The 17,762-nt window shown below is 65.9% G+C and carries 20 protein-coding genes; 17 read left to right on the top strand and 3 right to left on the bottom strand.

All coding sequences use genetic code 11. From position 1 onward, the window contains the following. Positions 1 to 13: 13 nt before the first annotated feature. The gene (locus G6N33_RS23830; protein ID WP_044511900.1) at positions 14 to 1,024 is read right to left on the bottom strand and encodes a DoxX family protein; all 1,011 of its coding nucleotides are present in this window, start codon (positions 1,022 to 1,024) and stop codon (positions 14 to 16) included. A 76-nt stretch (positions 1,025 to 1,100) separates the two neighbouring features. Between G6N33_RS23830 and pncA the strand changes: the two genes are divergently transcribed. From pncA to G6N33_RS23845, 3 genes are all read left to right on the top strand, one after another. Then, the gene (gene pncA / locus G6N33_RS23835; protein ID WP_101528500.1) at positions 1,101 to 1,661 is read left to right on the top strand and encodes a pyrazinamidase PncA; all 561 of its coding nucleotides are present in this window, start codon (positions 1,101 to 1,103) and stop codon (positions 1,659 to 1,661) included. Continuing rightward, positions 1,661 to 2,458 carry a nuclear transport factor 2 family protein gene (locus tag G6N33_RS23840; RefSeq protein WP_101528492.1) on the top strand — a complete coding sequence of 266 codons (798 nt, stop codon included), beginning with the start codon at positions 1,661 to 1,663 and terminating at the stop codon, positions 2,456 to 2,458. Before pncA ends, G6N33_RS23840 begins: the two co-directional genes overlap by 1 nt. 149 nt (positions 2,459 to 2,607) lie before the next feature. Next, positions 2,608 to 3,237: a hypothetical protein gene (locus tag G6N33_RS23845; RefSeq protein ID WP_044511898.1), complete on the top strand. Its 630-nt coding sequence runs from the start codon at positions 2,608 to 2,610 to the stop codon at positions 3,235 to 3,237. Here G6N33_RS23845 and G6N33_RS23850 read toward each other — a convergent pair. Continuing rightward, the gene (locus G6N33_RS23850) at positions 3,234 to 3,590 is read right to left on the bottom strand and encodes a DoxX family protein (protein WP_044511896.1); all 357 of its coding nucleotides are present in this window, start codon (positions 3,588 to 3,590) and stop codon (positions 3,234 to 3,236) included. The genes G6N33_RS23845 and G6N33_RS23850 overlap by 4 nt on opposite strands. Positions 3,591 to 3,733: 143 nt before the next feature. Between G6N33_RS23850 and G6N33_RS23855 the strand changes: the two genes are divergently transcribed. The 6 genes from G6N33_RS23855 to G6N33_RS23880 are packed head-to-tail and all read left to right on the top strand — an operon-like array spanning position 3,734 to position 9,477. Further along, positions 3,734 to 4,324: a sigma factor gene (locus G6N33_RS23855; protein ID WP_044506328.1), complete on the top strand. Its 591-nt coding sequence runs from the start codon at positions 3,734 to 3,736 to the stop codon at positions 4,322 to 4,324. 13 nt (positions 4,325 to 4,337) lie between these two features. After that, positions 4,338 to 5,663, top strand: a complete 1,326-nt coding sequence (locus tag G6N33_RS23860) for an ABC transporter substrate-binding protein (protein ID WP_044506326.1) — start codon at positions 4,338 to 4,340, stop codon at positions 5,661 to 5,663. Further along, a complete protein-coding gene (locus G6N33_RS23865) occupies positions 5,660 to 6,622 on the top strand; it encodes a carbohydrate ABC transporter permease (RefSeq protein WP_044506325.1) in 963 nt (320 codons plus the stop codon). The genes G6N33_RS23860 and G6N33_RS23865 overlap by 4 nt, the downstream gene beginning before the upstream one ends. Further along, positions 6,609 to 7,451 carry a carbohydrate ABC transporter permease gene (locus G6N33_RS23870; RefSeq protein ID WP_044506324.1) on the top strand — a complete coding sequence of 281 codons (843 nt, stop codon included), beginning with the start codon at positions 6,609 to 6,611 and terminating at the stop codon, positions 7,449 to 7,451. Before G6N33_RS23865 ends, G6N33_RS23870 begins: the two co-directional genes overlap by 14 nt. A gap of 2 nt (positions 7,452 to 7,453) precedes the next feature. After that, entirely contained in the window at positions 7,454 to 8,524 is a 1,071-nt protein-coding gene (locus G6N33_RS23875; protein WP_044511894.1) for an ABC transporter ATP-binding protein, read from the top strand. Then, on the top strand, positions 8,521 to 9,477 hold the full coding sequence (locus G6N33_RS23880) for a patatin-like phospholipase family protein (protein ID WP_044506322.1): 957 nt from the start codon (positions 8,521 to 8,523) through the stop codon (positions 9,475 to 9,477). Before G6N33_RS23875 ends, G6N33_RS23880 begins: the two co-directional genes overlap by 4 nt. Here the strand turns inward: G6N33_RS23880 and G6N33_RS23885 are convergent. After that, the gene (locus tag G6N33_RS23885; RefSeq protein ID WP_081661976.1) at positions 9,474 to 9,641 is read right to left on the bottom strand and encodes a DUF3349 domain-containing protein; all 168 of its coding nucleotides are present in this window, start codon (positions 9,639 to 9,641) and stop codon (positions 9,474 to 9,476) included. The genes G6N33_RS23880 and G6N33_RS23885 overlap by 4 nt on opposite strands. Positions 9,642 to 9,825: 184 nt before the next feature. Between G6N33_RS23885 and G6N33_RS23890 the strand changes: the two genes are divergently transcribed. The 8 genes from G6N33_RS23890 (at position 9,826) to G6N33_RS23925 (ending at position 17,730) form a co-directional block, all read left to right on the top strand. Then, a complete protein-coding gene (locus tag G6N33_RS23890) occupies positions 9,826 to 10,659 on the top strand; it encodes a DUF3097 domain-containing protein (protein ID WP_044511892.1) in 834 nt (277 codons plus the stop codon). 228 nt (positions 10,660 to 10,887) lie between these two features. Beyond that, entirely contained in the window at positions 10,888 to 12,498 is a 1,611-nt protein-coding gene (gene efeU, locus G6N33_RS23895) for an iron uptake transporter permease EfeU (RefSeq protein WP_044506320.1), read from the top strand. Between the two features lie 16 nt (positions 12,499 to 12,514). Beyond that, positions 12,515 to 13,705, top strand: coding sequence for an iron uptake system protein EfeO (efeO, locus tag G6N33_RS23900; protein WP_231382415.1), 1,191 nt, complete (start codon positions 12,515 to 12,517; stop codon positions 13,703 to 13,705). A 2-nt stretch (positions 13,706 to 13,707) separates the two neighbouring features. After that, the gene (gene efeB, locus G6N33_RS23905; protein ID WP_044506318.1) at positions 13,708 to 14,997 is read left to right on the top strand and encodes an iron uptake transporter deferrochelatase/peroxidase subunit; all 1,290 of its coding nucleotides are present in this window, start codon (positions 13,708 to 13,710) and stop codon (positions 14,995 to 14,997) included. 163 nt (positions 14,998 to 15,160) lie between these two features. Further along, positions 15,161 to 15,685 (top strand): OsmC family protein, encoded by a 525-nt coding sequence (locus G6N33_RS23910; protein ID WP_044506316.1) that lies wholly within the window; start codon positions 15,161 to 15,163, stop codon positions 15,683 to 15,685. A gap of 56 nt (positions 15,686 to 15,741) precedes the next feature. Further along, on the top strand, positions 15,742 to 16,809 hold the full coding sequence (locus G6N33_RS23915; RefSeq protein ID WP_044511889.1) for an acyl-CoA dehydrogenase family protein: 1,068 nt from the start codon (positions 15,742 to 15,744) through the stop codon (positions 16,807 to 16,809). 10 nt (positions 16,810 to 16,819) lie between these two features. Next, a complete protein-coding gene (locus tag G6N33_RS23920) occupies positions 16,820 to 17,437 on the top strand; it encodes an RNA polymerase sigma factor (protein ID WP_044506315.1) in 618 nt (205 codons plus the stop codon). Continuing rightward, positions 17,434 to 17,730 (top strand): hypothetical protein, encoded by a 297-nt coding sequence (locus G6N33_RS23925; protein ID WP_044506314.1) that lies wholly within the window; start codon positions 17,434 to 17,436, stop codon positions 17,728 to 17,730. Before G6N33_RS23920 ends, G6N33_RS23925 begins: the two co-directional genes overlap by 4 nt. Positions 17,731 to 17,762: the final 32 nt, after the last annotated feature.

Genomic DNA, 17,762 nt, shown 5'->3' on the forward strand with positions numbered 1-17,762 from the left:
GATCAGCCGGAAATCAGAAGGGCAGCTTGGCGCGCGGGCTTTTGACCTGACCACCCACGCGTTCGCGGGCGGCGCCGGCCAGCTGGTTACCGTGGGCTCGGGCGGTATCGGCCAGCTCCTCGCCGCGATCGCGCGCCTTGCGGGCCAACTTCTCGCTGCGCTTGCGGGCCTTCTTGGCCAGCGGCGCGGCCCGGTCGGCGGCCTCGTCGGCCAGTTTCTCGCTGCGCTTGCGGGCCTTCTCGGCCTTCTCGGCCAGCTCGTCGGCGAACTTTTCGCCGCGCTTGCGGGCCTTCTTTGCCAGCGGAGCGCTTCGCTCGGCGGCAGCGCTGGCCAGTTCGCGGCCTCGGTCGAGGGCGACTTCGGCGTAGGGGGCGCTGCGTTCGGCCGCGATGTTGGCCCACTCACGCCCCCGGTCCAGCGCGGCCTCCGCGTAGGGCGCGCTGCGTTCGGCCGCCGTGCTGGCCAACTCCCGGCCGCGTTCGGCGCCGATCTGCAGACCGTGCGCGATCCGCTCGCTCAGCTCGCCGAGGTCGGCGTCGTCCGACCCGGGCAGCGCCGAGGAGACCCGCTCCGAGAGCCGCTCGGCCGCGCGGCGGCTGCGCCAGCCCAGCGACGGCTTGCCCGCCGTGTCGGCCGCCGCGATTAGCAGGCCGCCGACCAAGCTCAGGTCTTTGAGGAACTCCCGACGCAACGCGGCCTTGCGCTCGGGATTGGTCTCGGTCCAAAAGGAGTAGCTGCCGAAGTTGGCGGGCAGTACGGTGACGGCCAGCACCGCCGACGCGAGGCGAGGCAATTTACCCGTGGCGAGCAGCAGCCCGCCACCGATCTGAACGGCGGCGGTGATTTGCGCGAATGTCTGTGGGTCGTTCGGAATGCTTCGAGCCACCGGATCCGGCAATGCCTGCAGCCCGTCGACCGCAGGGGCTGCGGCTTGCGCCGCTGATTTGGGATTGAGCAGGGATTCAACACCTTGGCCGATAAATGCAACCGACAGCAGCGGCCGCGCGATTCTGCGGATCAACATGGCACGGGGATTACCCGACGGGTCCGCAAACAAACCGCCGGCCATCGTCGCAGTTGACGGGGATATGGTGGAGCCCGTGCGGGCGCTGATCATCGTCGACGTGCAAAACGACTTCTGCGCGGGTGGCTCGCTGGCCGTGGCCGGGGGTGTCGCGGTGGCCGGCGCGATCAGCGACTATCTAGCCGACGAGCCGGGATATCAGCATGTCGTGGCCACTAAGGATTTCCACATCGACCCCGGCGATCATTTCTCGGATCACCCTGATTTTTCGTCGTCCTGGCCGCCGCACTGTATTGCCGGGACTGCCGGCGCGGACTTTCGGCCCGAACTCGACACCAGCCGGATCGAGGCGGTGTTCCGCAAGGGTGCCTACTCGGCGGCCTACAGCGGCTTTGAGGGCACCGACGACACCGGCGCGTCGCTTTTGCAGTGGTTGCGCCAGCGCGGCGTTGACGAAGTCGACGTCGTCGGCATCGCCACCGACCAGTGCGTGCGGCGAACGGCCGAGGATGCGGCCCGGCATGGTTTGGCCACCCGGGTACTGGTCAATCTGACGGCCCCGGTGGCACCGGATTCGGCCGACCAAGCGCTAGCCGAAATGAGAAGTGCCGGAGTCGAATTGGTGCGGCTGCTCTGATGGCCGCACCGAGTCACGAAGCACTGCTGGCGGCCGTGGAGCGGTCGCCGCAGGCGGCGGCGGCACACGATCGCGCCGCTTGGGTGAGTTTGTTCACCGACGACGGCCGCATCGAAGACCCGGTGGGATCCCGGCCGCACCTGGGCCGGGTCCAGATCGAAGACTTCTACGACACCTTCATCGGTCCGCGCAAAATCACTTTCCATCGTGGTCTCGATATCGTCTTCGACACCGTGGTGTTGCGCGACCTCGAGCTGGAGGTGTCGATGGGATCTCTCGTCACGATGTACATCCCCGCGGTTCTGCGCTACGACCTTCGAGAAACGAACGGTGCCTGGCAGATTGCTCAGCTGCGGGCGTATTGGGAGCTGCCGGCCATGATGCTGCGGTTCCTGCGTACCGGGCCGGGCGCGACATTGCCCGCCCTGCAGTTGTCGCGAGATCTGCTGAGCCATCAGGGGCTAGCCGGCACCGCGGGGTTCCTGCGCGGCTTTCGCCGGCCCGGCGCACGGCACAAAAAGCTGCTCGATACCTTCCTGCGGACCATTGCCGGCGGTGCCATCTCAGCGGCCGCGGACACGTTAACACCTTCTGCGACAATCACTTTGGGTGATAACGAGCGGTTGGAAGTTGACGAACTCGCAGACCAACTCGGCGGCGCGCGCTGGATCACGATGATCGGCGCCGGCACCGAGGTGGCCATCTCACTGGATTCACGTAGCGGGCGGGGCATCATGTTCGCCGAGCTGGCCCGGCAAAGCAAAGCGATCAACCACATTCGCTATTTCCCTGCCTGATTCCGCGTCCGACTTCGGTTCCGCCCCGGAGCCGACGGCGAGGGCGCAGGTCACGACCGCTGTCGCCGCCGTCAGCACACCATGGCGCATCTATTGCCGTGGACATGATCGGTGCCGTAGAAATAGCTGTCAAGGAACGGAGGCAAACGATGAGCGTGGTGCGAAACGTGGGCGTCGGAGTAGCGATCACCGCCCTGTTGACTGTGACAGCGGGCTGCGGCAAAGACGAGAAATCCTCGTCCACGTCGTCGTCATCGACATCGAGCTCCGCGACGGCGTCGAGTTCGGTTACCTCGTCGTCGCCATCGAGCGCGTCGCCTTCCGGCTCGGCGCCGTTGGCCGACTACTCCAACCTGCTGATCTCGGCCGAGGATATCGGCGCCGACACGACCTTGGGCCCGCCGCAACAGAATCCCGGCGGTGTGGCCGGGGTGGCGGTGACCTTCAGCAACAACTCCAAAACCCACACCATCACCGACCTCCTGGTGGTCTTCACCGACGCGGCTTCGGCGGCTGAGGAAGCCAAGAACCGTCCCCCCGCGCTGAGCAAATACGTCACCGGCACGCCGCAGCCGTTCGAAGTCGGCACGAACGGTGTCATCGTCGTCGGTCCCTCGCCGGACAACACCAAAGCCGTGACCTACGTGGTGTTCTCCGAGGGCAAGGTGGTCGTCGACCTCGAATTCGACAGCGCGCCCAACGACAACGCTCCCCAGGACTTCGTGCTCGACGTCGCCAAGAAGCAGGACGAGGCCGTCAAAACCCGCATGACCAGCTAGTAGCCCACGGCGATCAGCATCGCAAGCGACGCCGCGGACAAGCACAAAAATGCGCCCGGGAAGGCGATGTTGTGCAAGACCCGCGCCCTGAGGTGAGTCACGACCGCGCCGACGAAGAACAGCACCAAACCGGCCGCGGCCGCGAACGCCAGCTCGGGTAGGCCCACCAGTCCGGCGAGCAGTCCCACCGCCCCGGCGAGCTTGGCCGCTCCCAGCGCTGGTAACCAAGACCGCGGCACTCCCACTTCGGCGGAGTTCGCCAGGACGAACTGGGCTGGGATGAAGTCGGGGAGGGCGACCCCGGCAATGCTGATTGCGGTGATCAGCGTGATCACAAGATATGCGGTGTGCATGCGAATCGAGTCCTTTCCTTCGCTCATTCCGTTGCGGTGCAGGAATTTTCCGCATCGGCGAGCCGCATAGCTGTGTCGCGTGCCGCGGCGCACAATCGATGCGGTCATCTTCTTGACGACTGCCATGCACAAAAGGTGACGCCATGAACGCAACCGAACATCGGCCCGACCTCGCGGAGCTGGCGGCGCGGTGCGAGGCCGACCGGCAGCATGTGCGTGCGGTGGCTTTTCGGCTGCTGGGCACGCTCGCCGATGCCGACGACGCGGTGCCGTCCGCGTGGCTGAAAGCCAGCAGCGCCGACGGAGTCGGTGACGTCGTCAACCTGACCGCCTGGTTCACCACGATCACCGCGCACGAGGCGTTGCTCGACTTGTTGGCCCCCGGTGTGGTGCGCCGCGTCGACCCGGTGCTCGGTCTGGCGGACGTGCCCACGGAGTTGGATGGAGCCCGGGCCGTTGCCGAGGAGACCCGTCGATTTGCTCGGCGTGCGCGGACCGGCGCCGTGGTGCTGATCGACGGCGCGCCCGGCATCGCGATCGCGCCGCGCGGACGCGCGCAGATCCTGTTGCAGATCGAAATCGGGGCCGACGACCGCATTAGGGCAATCGACATCACCGCCGATCCGGACCGTTTGCGCCGGGCGGTGCTGACACTGCCGTGTCCGGCACGCGCCGGCCTCATCAGGTACCAAGGACATGGGACAAGGCCGGCGGGGGTGCCGGCCACTGGGTGAAAACGGGAGCCGGATGCTCGACCAGCCGTTCGCACGGCGCAACCTGATGCGGGGTGCCGGAGTGCTCGCCGCTGCCGCCGTGGCGCCCTGGGCGAGCGGCTGTGCGCATGACGACGACGCCCTGACATTCTTCTTCGCTGCCAACCCCGACGAGGCCGCCGCGCGGATGCGCGTCGTCCACGAATTTCAGCGTCAGCATCCCGGCATCAAGATCCGTCCGGTGCTGTCCGGCCCCGGCGTGATGCAGCAGCTGTCGACGTTCTGCGCCGGCGGTAAGTGCCCGGACGTGCTGATGACTTGGGACCTGACCTACGCCGAACTCGCCGCCCGCGGGGTGCTGCTGGATCTGAACACCATGCTTACCCAGGACACGGCATTTGCCGCGCAGCTGAAATCCGACAGCATCGCGGCGCTCTACGACACCTTCAACTACGACGGCGGCCAGTTCTCCCTGCCGGAGCAATGGTCCGGAAACTATCTGACCTACAACAAAGAACTCTTCGCCAAGGCCGGCGTGCCGGCGCCGCCGGCGTCGTGGGAAAACCCTTGGAGTTTCGCGCAATTCGCGGATGCCGCAACCGCCCTCACCCACCGCGATCGCTCCGGGAGGGTTACGCAGTGGGGCTTCGTCAATACCTGGGTGTCCTACTATTCGGCCGGGTTGTTCGCCATGAACAACGGTGTCTGCTGGTCCACGCCACAGAAGAATCCCACTCATTTCAACTTCGACGACCCGGCGTACATCGAGGCCGTGCAGTTCTACGCCGATCTCGCCAACAAGCTGAAGGCCGCACCGGACGCCTCCGAGGTGCAGTCGATGTCGACGCCCGACCTGTTCGCCACCGGCAAGGCCGCGATGGCGCTCGGCGGCCACTGGCGATACCAGACGTTCATCCGGCCGCCGGGTCTGGATTTCGACGTCGCGTCCCTGCCCGTGGGCCCAGCGCTGCCGAGAGGACATGCCGCCTGCTCGAATGTCGGCACCACCGGGCTCGCCATCTCCGCGAGCAGCCGACGCAAGGAGCAGGCATGGGAATTCGTCAAATTCGCGACCGGCCCCGTCGGGCAGGCAGTGACCGCTGAGACATCCCTGTTCGTCCCGGTGCTGCGATCCGCGCTTGGCTCGGACGGATTCGCCGCGTCGCATCGCCGACTGAACAATCTGCGCATCCTCACCGACGGTCCGTGGCGTTCACAGGGGCTTCCGGTCACCCCGGCATGGGAAAAGATCGTCGCCTTGATGGACCGCAACATGGGCCCCGTCCTGCGCGGCGCCCGGCCCGCGACGTCGCTGGATGGATTGTCCGCCGCCGTCGACGAGGTGCTGCGTAACCCATGACATCAGCCAACAGAGCCGTCGGGCTCGCGTCACGCCCCGCGAAACGACGCCCCAAGGGGCCATATCCATCGCGGCGGCGCGCCTGGGCGGGACGGTTGTTCGTCGCACCGAACCTGGCCGCGGTCACGGTGTTCATGTTGTTCCCGCTCGGGTTCTCGCTGTACATGAGTTTTCAGCAGTGGGATGTATTTCGGCCGCCAAAGTTCGTGGGCCTGAAGAACTTCGAGGATCTCTTCACCTCGGACCCGTTGTTCCTCATCGCCATCCGCAACACGGTTGTGTTCACGCTCGGAACGGTCATACCCACCGTCGTCATCAGTCTCGCCGTCGCCGCCGTGTTGAACCGGAAAGTCAAGGGCATCAGCATCGTTCGGACCATCGTCTTCATGCCGCTGGCCATTTCGTCCGTGGTGATGGCGGTGGTGTGGCAGTTCGTTTTCAACACCGACAACGGACTGTTAAACATCATGCTCGGCTGGATCGGAATGGGTCCGGTGCCGTGGCTGGTGGATCCCAATTGGGCGATGGCGTCGCTGTGCGTGGTCGCGGTGTGGCGAAGCGTGCCGTTCGCCACCGTCATCTTGTTGGCCGCAATGCAAGGAGTGCCCGAAACGGTGTACGAGGCCGCCAAAATCGACGGCGCGGGCGAGATCCGACAGTTCCTGTCGATCACGGTGCCGCTGATCCGTGGGTCGGTGTCGTTTGTCGTCGTCATCTCAATCATCCACGCGTTCCAGGCATTCGACGTGGTGTACGTGCTCAATGGCGCCAACGGTGGCCCTGAGACGTCGACCTACGTGCTGGGTATCATGCTGTTTCAGCACGCCTTCTCGTTCTTGGAATTCGGGTATGCATCCGCCCTGGCCTGGGTGATGTTCGCCATCTTGCTGGTATTAACGCTGCTGCAGATGCGGCTGTCGCATCGGCGATCATGGGAGGCGTCTCGTGGCCTTGGTTGAGGGAGTGTTCAAGCGCACGGTGGTTCGGACCGTCCCGGTGTACGCGGCACTGATCGCAATCGCATGGTGCTGGCTGTTCCCGGTCGCCTGGGCGGTGTCCGGGTCGTTGAAGAGGGAGGGCGAGATCAGCGAGCCCCGGCTGCTGCCCGCTCACCCGCAATGGTCCAACTACGCCGAGGTGTTCCGGGTGATGCCGTTCTGGCGAATGTTTTTCAACACCGTGCTGTACGCCGGGGCGGTCACCGCCGGGCAGGTCTTCTTTTGCTCGCTAGCCGGATATGCCTTCGCTCGCCTGCAGTTCCGGGGGCGTGACACGCTGTTCGTGTTGTACCTGGGGACGCTGATGGTGCCGCTGACGGTGACGGTGATCCCCCAGTTCATCTTGATGCGAACGGTGGGCTGGGTGGACACGCCGTGGTCGATGATCGTGCCCGGCCTGTTTGGCAGCGCGTTCGGCACCTACCTGATGCGGCAGTTCTTCCAGACGCTGCCCGGCGATCTCGAGGAAGCCGCAATCCTCGACGGCTGCTCGCCGTGGCAGATTTACTGGCGGATTCTGCTGCCGCATGCGCGCCCCGCCGTGATGGTGCTCGCAGTGCTCACCTGGGTCAACGTCTGGAATGACTTTCTGTGGCCGCTGCTGATGCTGCAACGCAACAGCCTGGCCACGCTGACCCTCGGATTGGTGCGGCTGCGTGGCGAGTACGTGGCCCGCTGGCCGGTGATCATGGCCGCCTCGATGCTCATCATGGTGCCGCTGGTCATCATGTACGCGGTCGCACAACGTTCCTTCGTCCGCGGCATCGCCGTGAGCGGGCTGGGTGGGTGAACGTGGCTTCAGTCAGTTGGGAACGGGCAACGCGGCGGTACCCCGGCGCGGACCGTCCGGCGCTGGATGGCCTCGACTTGTCGGTCGCCGACGGCGAGTTTGTCGTGCTGGTCGGGCCATCGGGGTGCGGCAAGACCACGTCGCTGCGCATGGTGGCCGGGCTGGAAACGCTGGATGAGGGCTGCATCCGTATCGGGGAGCGCGACGTAACCAGCCTCGATCCCAAAGATCGTGACGTGGCGATGGTGTTCCAGAACTACGCCCTCTACCCGCACATGACGGTCGCCCAGAACATGGGTTTCGCCCTGAAGATCGCGAAGGCTTCGAAGACCGACATCCAGCAACGGGTGCTGGATGCGGCCAGATTGCTGGATCTGGAGCCATATTTGCATCGCAAGCCCAAAGACCTTTCCGGTGGCCAACGGCAGCGGGTGGCGATGGGCCGTGCAATCGTGCGTCGCCCGCAGGTTTTTCTGATGGACGAGCCGCTGTCCAACCTCGACGCCAAACTGCGTGTACAAACGCGCAATCAGATCGCCGCGTTGCAGCGCCGGCTCGGGACCACGACCGTGTATGTCACCCATGACCAGGTTGAGGCGATGACGATGGGGGACCGCGTGGCCGTGTTGCGCGACGGTGTGCTGCAGCAATTCGCGGCGCCACGCGAGCTCTACCGCAACCCCGCCAACGTCTTTGTCGCCGGGTTCATCGGATCTCCGGCCATGAACCTGTTCACACTAGAGGTCGTCGATTGCACTGTCTCGCTGGGTGATTGGCCCATCCGGCTACCCCGGGAGCTGGCCAACGGCGCGAGTCATGTCGTGGTCGGGGTGCGTCCCGAGCATTTCGAGCTGGGTGGGATGGGCGTCGAGATGGAGATCGACGTCGTCGAAGAGCTCGGTGCGGATGCCTACCTGTACGGGCGGATCACCGACTCGGCCAAGGCAAGCGACAAACATGTCGTTGCCCGCGCCGACGGCCGCAATCCGCCGCAGAAGGGCAGCCGGGTGCGGCTGCACCCCGAACCCGGACATTTGCATTTCTTCGACGTCGAGGGGGAGCGAATGCGATGAGTACGTCGCGGGCGGACTTGGTATTCCAGGGCGGCGGAGTCCGAGGTATTGGCCTGGTCGGGGCTGTCGACGCGCTGGCCGCGGCGGGCTATGAATTCCCGCGCGTCGCCGGTACCAGCGCCGGCGCGATCGTCGCGTCGCTGGTGGCCGCGCTGCAGGCGGCCGGCGAACCGATGTCCCGGCTCGCGGAGATCATGCGGTCGATCGACTATCGAAAGTTTCTGGACCGCACCTTGATTGGGCATGTTCCGCTGGTGGGTGGGGGTCTGTCACTGCTGTTGTCGGAGGGCGTTTACCGCGGGGACTACCTCGAACGGCTGCTGGCCGGGCTGCTGGCCGATCTCGGCGTGCGAACATTCGGTGATCTGCGCACCGGCGAGGAACCCGAACAGTTCGAATGGTCGCTGGTCGTCACCGCCAGTGATCTGTCCCGCCGTAGGCTGGTGCGGATTCCGTGGGACCTCGACTCCTACGGCCTGGACCCGGACGACTTCCCGGTGGCGCGGGCGGTGCACGCCTCGGCGGCGATCCCGTATGTGTTCGAGCCGGTGCGGGTGGCCGGCGCCACTTGGGTGGACGGCGGCCTGCTGTCGAGTTTTCCGGTGGCGCTGTTCGACCGGACCGAGCCGCGCTGGCCGACCTTTGGTATCCGGCTGTCGGCGCGGCCGGGAATCCCGCCGACCCACCCGGTGCATGGGCCGGTTTCGTTGGGGCTGGCGGCAATCGAGACGCTGGTGAGCAATCAGGACAACGCCTACATCGACGATCCATGCACGGTCCGACGCACCATCTTCGTGCCGGCCGAGGATGTGAGCCCCATCGACTTCGACATCACCGCGCAGCAGCGTGACGCGCTGTATGACCGCGGACTGCAGGCGGCCCAGGAGTTTCTGGCCGGGTGGGACTACCCGGCCTACCTCACGGCCTGCGGTGTCCCGCGAGCGCAGGACTAGGCCTTCGCCTGGGTGAATTCGCTTGTGATGTCCGCAATTTCGTCATCGCAGATACGTCGGGGCAGCAGCGCCGCCAACGGCACATAGCCGGTGGCCGGCATCTCGGGTGGGCAACCCTCGCGCAGAAACGCGACAGTGCGCGCCAGCAACGCAGATGTTCCCATCTTTTCACCCCATTATCCGAAGCGACTCAAGTGTTGCTGAAACGCTAACAGCGATGAAATCGTGGGCCCCGCGGCGGCAACGCCGTCCTTACGCAAATCGGGCCGATCTTTTCGGTTTACTAGCGCCGTTCGGCCGGGCGCGCCCTGACCCTGTTTGGCCGCAATCGTTCCTAGGATGGCGCGGGTGATGGATCGCTACGGAACCGATGTTTTGGCCGCCGGCCGGCGCAAGCCGCGCTCGACCGAGCACCCTGCCGAATTGGGTCTGGTCGTCGAGGACGCGCAAACCGGGTACGTCGGTGCCGTGGTCCGCGTCGAGTACGGTCGCGTCGACCTGGAAGACCGCCATGGCCATGTTCGCGGGTTTCCGCTGGGGCCCGGGTACCTGCTGGACGGGCGACCGGTGATCCTGACCGCACCGCGGCGCGCGGTTCCGGCGCCGGCGACGCGGACGGCTTCGGGTTCCGTCGCCGTGCCGGGCGGACGGGCCCGGGTCGCGCGGGCCAGCCGCATCTATGTCGAAGGGCGCCACGACGCGGAACTCATCGCGCAGGTGTGGGGCGAGGATCTGCGTATCGAGGGTGTCGTCGTCGAACATCTTGGTGGCGTGGACGATTTGGTGGGCATCGTGGCAGAGTTCGCCCCAGGTCCCGGCCGCCGCCTCGGGGTGCTGGTCGATCACCTGGTCGCGGGTTCGAAGGAGGCGCGGATCGCCAAGGCCGTGCGGCGGGGTCCCGGCGGCCCGGACACCTTGGTGGTCGGTCATCCCTATGTGGACATCTGGCAGGCGGTGAAGCCACACCGGCTCGGCCTGACGGCCTGGCCCGATGTGCCGCGACACGTGGAGTGGAAACACGGTGCCTGCCGGGCCCTGGGTTTGCCGCACGCCGACCAGGCCGACATCGCCCGGGCGTGGCGGCGCATCCGCTCCCGGGTGCGCGACTGGAACGACCTGGAACCGGCGTTGATCAGCAAAGTGGAAGAGCTCATCGACTTCGTGACGGAGCCGGGTCGTTGAACACCGTCCAGCTCGCGGCCGTGGCCTGCCGTAGCGTCCGATTCGAGAGATGGACCAGCGTCAGCAGACTCAGGGCCAGAAGACACACACGATAGAGGACGAAGTTCATGAGATCTATGACGGCACAACGGCGGTAGCTGTGACAGGCGGCCTCCGACTCGGCGGCCAGGCCACGAACTTAGGTTAGGCTAAGTCGACGTTCCCGGTGGCGGGACAGGAATCGGATGCATGAACGGCGTATTCGGCGTTTTCTTTGGCACGTTCCTCATCGGGCTGCGAGAAGGCCTAGAGGCAACGCTGATCGTGAGCATTGTCGCCGCGTTTCTCACCAGGAACGGTCGATCGCCTCTGCCCATGTTCGTCGGCGTGGCCCTGGCAGTGCTGATCAGCATCGCGGTGGGCGTCGGGCTGGATCTGTTCTCGGCGGCCTTGCCGCAAGTGCAGCAGGAAATGATGGAGACGGTCATCAATGCCCTCGCCGTGGCGTTCGTGACCTCGATGATCGTCTGGATGAATCGCAATGCTGGCCGACTGAAGGGCGAACTCGAGCGGGAGGCGCAACAGGCCCTGAATCGTGGCGGCGCGCTGGCGCTGGTCGCGATGGCGTTCCTCGCCGTCCTCAAAGAAGGATTCGAGACCTCGGTGTTCCTGCTGGCCGCCGCCCAGACCTCGCACGGCAACCGATGGTTCGCCGTGCTGGGCGGCGCGATGGGTATCGGAGCGTCGACCGCGGTGGGGATCGGTCTGTACTTCGGCGGGCTGAAACTCAACCTGGGCCGCTTCTTCCGGATCACCGGCGTGTTTTTGGTGCTGATCGCCGCCGGACTCGTGCTGGGCGCTTTGCGTACCGCGCATGAAGCCGGCTGGGTGACGCTCGGCCAGCAACAACTGCTCGACTTCTCGACCTGGATACCGAGGCAGTCCGTCCTGGGTGCACTGCTGGCCGGGGTGTTCGGCATACCGACCGATCCCCGCTTGATCGAGGTGTTGGGCTGGCTGTTGTATGCACTGCCCGTGCTCATCATCTTTCTGTGGCCACCGGGTCTTGCCGCGGCGCCCCGAACCCGGTGCCGACTGCTCGTCGCGACGTCGGCGGTGCTGATCATCGTCGCGGCGATGCTGACGATCGCGGGTTCCGCCGCCAGCACCCCGCCCAGTCCGCACGCGCGCACCGTGACCGACCAGGCCGGCCACACTGCCCGGGTGTGGCTGAACGTCGAGCCGCGCGGACGCACGCTGGTCGTCTCCGAGGACGGCAGCCCGACCGTCCATTGCATCCCGCTTGCGCCGGCCGGCGACCAGATCGTCAACGGCTTGCCCGTGCAACGGTGGCAGGCACCCGAAGCCGCCGGGGCCGACGGTGCGCCGGACGTCACGCTGGATCAGTTGCGGAGCATGACGGGCGGGCGGCTGCCGGTCGGTCTCGCGCCCGGCCGTACCCCCGGGCCGTTCCTGGGACAATGGGCAACGACCACCGTATATACCGTTCTCGTACATGGTGATTCGGTGGTGAGCGCGCAAGCGACGAGCAATCGCACGGCACTGCTGACCGGCGGGGGATTGACCGGTGCGAAGACGGTCAGTCTCGGTGGGTTGCCGACCGACTGGACGACGTCTGGTCCCGAAGACCGCACGACGGTGGCCAACATCGTTGCGGGTGCCCGCAATCGCGGCGATCGTCAGCTTTGGCATGTGTGGCTGCCGCTGGTACTAGCGGGCTTCGCGTTCGCGTCCGCGTGGTCGGCGATAGCCTCGGTGCGCATCAGCAGCAAACAACGGGATGAAGGGAAATCGGTCGATGGTGAGTCGCATCGTTCGAGTCGCGTACCGGTTTCATGAAACATGGTTGTCAGCAATGCTTTTGACTGCAACTACGGTGTTCGCGGCGACGGCGTGCGGCCATCCGAACGGCGGCGGCTCGAGCGCGCCCAAGAATGACTTGACCGGGCAGGTCAGGGTGACCATGGCAAACGCCGGGGGAAAGGACGAGTGCACGCTGGACGTGAGCAGCGTGCCGGCCGGCCCGGTGACGTTCACGGTGGTCAATGCCAGCGCGCCGAGCATCACCGAAATGGAATTGCTCAAAGATCAGCGCATCGTCGGTGAGAAGGAGAACCTGGCGCCCGGCTTGGACCCGGTGTCCTTCACCATCACGCTCGACGGCGGTGCGTACCAACTGTATTGCCCCGGAGCGAGCACCGAGTACCAAGTCCTGACGGTGACGGGTCAGGCACCGGCCGGGCCGACGGGCACCATCGCGAGCATCCTCGGCCAGGGCACCAAGGATTACGCGGCCTACATCGTCAATCAGATCGCTCAGCTCAATGGCGGCGTGCAGGCACTCGATGCGGCGATCCAGTCGGGGAACCTCGACGCCGCCAAGGCCGCTTACGCCAAGGCCCGAATGTTCTATGAACGCGCGGAATCCACGGTGGAGGGCTTCGTGCTGCCCGGCTTCGCTGTCGGCGACAATGCGGGCAGCCTGGACTATCTGATCGACATGCGCGCCTCCACGCCCGTCGACGCGAAGGTCGGGTGGAAGGGCTTCCACGCCATCGAACGGGACCTGTGGCAGGGCGGTGCCATTACGTCCCAAACCAAGGCCCTGAGCACCGAATTGGTCGGCAACGTCGGCAAACTGAACAACGTGGTAGCCGGCCTACAGTACAAGCCCGAGGACCTGGCCAACGGCGCTAGCGATCTGATCGAAGAGGTACAGAACACCAAGATCACCGGTGAGGAGGAGGCTTTCAGTCACATCGATCTGGTCGACTTCTCCGGGAATGTCGAAGGTGCGCAACAGGCCTATGCCGCGTTGCGCCCGGGCCTGTCCAAAATCGACGCCAGCCTGGTCGATCAGATCGATCAGCAATTCCGTGCGGTGCTTGGTGTTTTGGACGGCTACCGCGATCCGTCGGCGCTGGGCGGCTACCGGACCTACACGCCGGCGCTGCAAGCCAGCGATGCGCCGAAACTGACCGCAGTGATTCAGCCACTGCACCAGAGCCTATCCACGGTCGCTCAAAAAGTAGTGTCTGCCAACTGACTATGGCTGCCAACGAACCCGACAAACCCGACGAACCCGACGGTGCCTCGGTGTCGCGCCGGCGCATGCTCGGCGGCGCGCTGGTGGCCGGCCTCACCGGGACCGCGGCCGGTGCCATCGGCGGCGGGTTGGCCGGCCACGCCCTGGCGGCCGATCACCACGGCGAGGACGACAACGTCGACCTGCGCCGCAGCTATCCGTTCTACGGCCAGCTGCACCAGGGTGGAATCGCCACCCTGCCACAGCGTTACGCCGTGTTCATGTCGTTCTCGCTGGCTGCCGGCGCCACCCGCGCCGAGCTGCAGGCGTTGCTGGCGCGATGGTCGGCCGCGATTGCCGTGCTGCAGCAGGGCAAGCCGGTCGGCGCCGTTGCGCCGCAAGTCGACGTGCAGCCGCCCAGCGATACCGGCGAGGCGTACGGACTGAGCCCGGCGAGTCTGACCGTCACGATCGGTTTGGGACCGGCACTGTTCGGCGAGCGGTTCGGGTTGGCCGCCCGACGACCCGCGGTATTTACCGACCTGCCACCGCTCAACGGCGACAACCTGGATCCGCGGCTGCATGGCGGTGACCTGTCGGTCCAGGCCTGCGCCGACGACCCGCAGGTCTGCTACCACGCGGTGCGCAACCTCGCCCGCCTCGGCCGCGACGTCGTGTCACCGTACTGGGCGGTGCTGGGCTTCGGCCGGGCCTCCGCCGGCCCCGGTCAGCAGACGCCGCGAAACCTGTTGGGGTTCAAGGACGGTACCCGTAACGTCAGCAGCCAGGCCGAGTACGAGCGGTTCGTCTGGGTCACCGACACCGACCAGCCCTGGATGAACGGCGGGACCTATCAGGTGGTGCGCAAAATCCGGATGCTGCTCGAGACGTGGGACGTCGACCGGATCGGCAACCAGCAGAAGATCTTCGGCCGCGCCAAGCAGGACGGTGCACCGCTGAGCGGTAAGTCCGAATTCGACACCCCGAACTTCGCCGCCACCGGCGCCGACGGCAAACCACTGATCGACCCGCTGTCGCACGTCGCGCTGGCCGCCCGGGAAAACAACGACGGCATCATGATCCGGCGCCGGTCCTACAACTACACCGACGGCCTGGACCCCAACGGCCAACTCAACGCGGGACTGCTGTTCATCTCGTATCAAAAAGATCCGCAAGATTTTATTCGTCTGCAAAACCGGCTCGGCGCCAACGATCTGCTCAACGAGTACATCCGACACATCGGCTCAGCAATCTTCGCGGTGCCCCCTGCGCCAGCGGACGGCCACTACATCGGGCAAAAGCTGTTCGGCTGAGCAAACCCGACCCACCCATGGCGGACGACCGTCGCACGCCTCGTTTCAGGCAAGCGATCTGGGGGGTCGACTTGGTCACCCAATCCGGTCCACCGTCACGCGGGGGCGTCGGGCGAGCACTAACCCGGTGAGGATCAAATTCAGCGAGAAACGGAGGAAGTTCATGACCGACGCGCTCGTCATCGACGCGGAAGGGCTCGACCGGCTGTCCTGTAATGCCAAGGAAAATCCCGCCACTGGCAAGAAGACCCTGAAGGCCACGACGGTGTGCGAGGCGGGATTCCGCAACATGACCTACGTGCGCGACCTCGCACCGATGCTCGTCGGGGAGCCACCGGCCCTGCTCGGCGACGACTCGGCGCCCAATCCCTCCGAAACGGCCCTAGCGGCGTTGGGGTCCTGCATATCGGTCGGCCTGCTGGCCAATGCCACCCACCGCGGCGTGACGCTCACCAAAATCGAGGTCGAGATGGAGGGCGACATCGACATTTCCGCGGTGTGGGGAGTCGGTGACACCCCGGACGGCAAGGTGCTCGGATTCACCGCGGTCCGCTGCAAGGTGACGCTGGCCGGTGATGCCGACGACGCGACACTCAAGGAAATCCACGACAACGCCATCGCCTGGTCGCCCGTGGTGAACACGTTCCGCCGTCCGGCGAGCGTCGACTCGACCCTGTCCATCGGCTAGTGCGGACGGCGGGTTCGGTGACGACAGATGACAAGACACGAACAGGGGGCACTGTCGTGGCCGCGACCGTGGACGCCGCATGCGTAGGGCTTGATCCGGAACTGCTGGCCGACATCCGCACCCATGCGGACGCGTTGGACCGCGGGCGGGACACCTCCCGGCGCAGTTTTCCTCGACTCGGCGCCGCCGGACTGCTCGGCCTGGGCGCCCCGGGCAACCGCGACGGGAGGCTCCCGCGGATGGCTGAGATCATCGGCCAGATCTCGGGCGAATGTATGAGCACGGGATTCTCGGTGTGGGCGCACCGGATGGCGGTGGAGTATCTGCTCACGGCCGCAACGCCATTCGCTCTCGCGGCGGCCCAACCGCTGCTCGCCGGGACCGCGCTCGGGGTCACCGGCATGGCCTCGGCGTTCAAGGAGGCGGCCGGCTGCGGCAGCCTGGAGCTCACCGCGGTACGCGCCGGCGGCGGATACCGGTTGACCGGATCGCTGCGGTGGGCCAGCAACCTGTATCCGGACTCGACGATGGTGACGGCGGCGCGCACCGACAGCGGCGAGAGACTAATCGTGGCGCTGCCGTTGGACACCGCGGGCGTCGTCATCGGCGATCACTTCGATCTGCTCGCCATGGGGAGTACCGCTTCGTCGTATCTGAAGCTGAACGACGCATACATCGGTGCGGACCAGGTGCTGTCCGCGGACTTCGACACCTTTCTGCAGACGGTGCGTCCGACGTTTCTCGTCCTACAGTCCGCGATGTGCCTGGGCCTCACCCGCACCGCGCTGGATCAGAGCAGGCTCGCGCTGCAGGGAGTGAACGCGGTCTTCGCCGCCGAGGTCGATGCGGTCGCGGCGAAGCTCGCCGGGGCGCAGGCGACGCTGGCGCAGTTGTCCGCCGCTGTCGGGGGCACCACATCGCCGACCAAAAAGGAGTTGCTGTCGCTGCGCCTTGCCGCTGCCGAATTATCCAGCGCCAGCGCTGATTTGGAGATCCGTACCGCCGGCGGCAAGGGATATGCCAGCCGGACGCCGGCCAGCCGACGCTACCGTGAGGCGGCGTTCATCCCGGTGCAGTCTCCGTCGGAGGCGCAACTGCGTTGGGAACTGGGAAGATGCGCTTGAGTTCGGGTCCATGGCGACACCAGTGACGGTGCCATCGGACGCCACTCGACACCAGGTCGCCGGTATCCCGTTGACCAGTCTGGTCCGCGATTTCCACCTACCGATGGTGAAATTCGCGCGCACAATGGTGAATTCGCCCGCGGTCGCCGAAGAAGCAGTTCAGGAGGCCTGGGTGCAGGTGTTACTGACTGCCGACTCCTTCGAGGGTCGCTCCTCGGTTGGCACCTGGCTGTTCGGCATCGTCAGACACACCGCCTTGCGCTACCGGCGCCGCGAATCCCGCATCCGCGACCACGAGGTGCTGGCCACCGCCGAGGACGACGACCCGCTGGCGGGGCGCATGCATCCGGACGGGCACCCCGACGCCGGGCACTGGAGTTTCCCGCCGTCACGGCGTTTCCTTCCGGAGGACCGCACCGTGGCGCAGGAGCTCGTCGGCTACGTGCGCGCGGCATTGGATGCGCTGCCGCAGCGGCAGCGGCAACTCGTGATCCTGCGTGACCTCGTGGGCGCGTCCGCGGAAGAGGCAGCCGAGATCCTGCAATTGACCCCCGAGGGGCAGCGCGCACTTCTCTACCGGGCCCGCGGGAACCTTCGCAATGAACTGGAGAAGCGGTATCGCCAATGACCGTGCACGACAACATAATCCCTGCAATCGACTGCGTCGACTTCGTCCGGATAGTCGACGACCTGGTCGACTCGGACCCGGCTCAGTGGGGCCCGATCGTGGCCAAGCACCTCGAGGACTGCCCGCCGTGTCTGGTGTATCTGCAGCAGATGCTCGACCTCAAAGTTCTGCTCAACCACGTCTTCGAGGGGGAGAGGCTCAGCGACGAACACATCGCCGGAGTCATTCGAGCAATCAACGACCTCACCGAAGGCAACCCCGGGGGCACTGGGTCCCGGCCAGTCGAGGACTAAAGTCTCACGACCGCGGGCGCGCCGGCTAATAC

Origin of the sequence: Mycobacterium simiae, from assembly GCF_010727605.1 — a bacterium.
Lineage (GTDB): Bacteria > Actinomycetota > Actinomycetes > Mycobacteriales > Mycobacteriaceae > Mycobacterium > Mycobacterium simiae.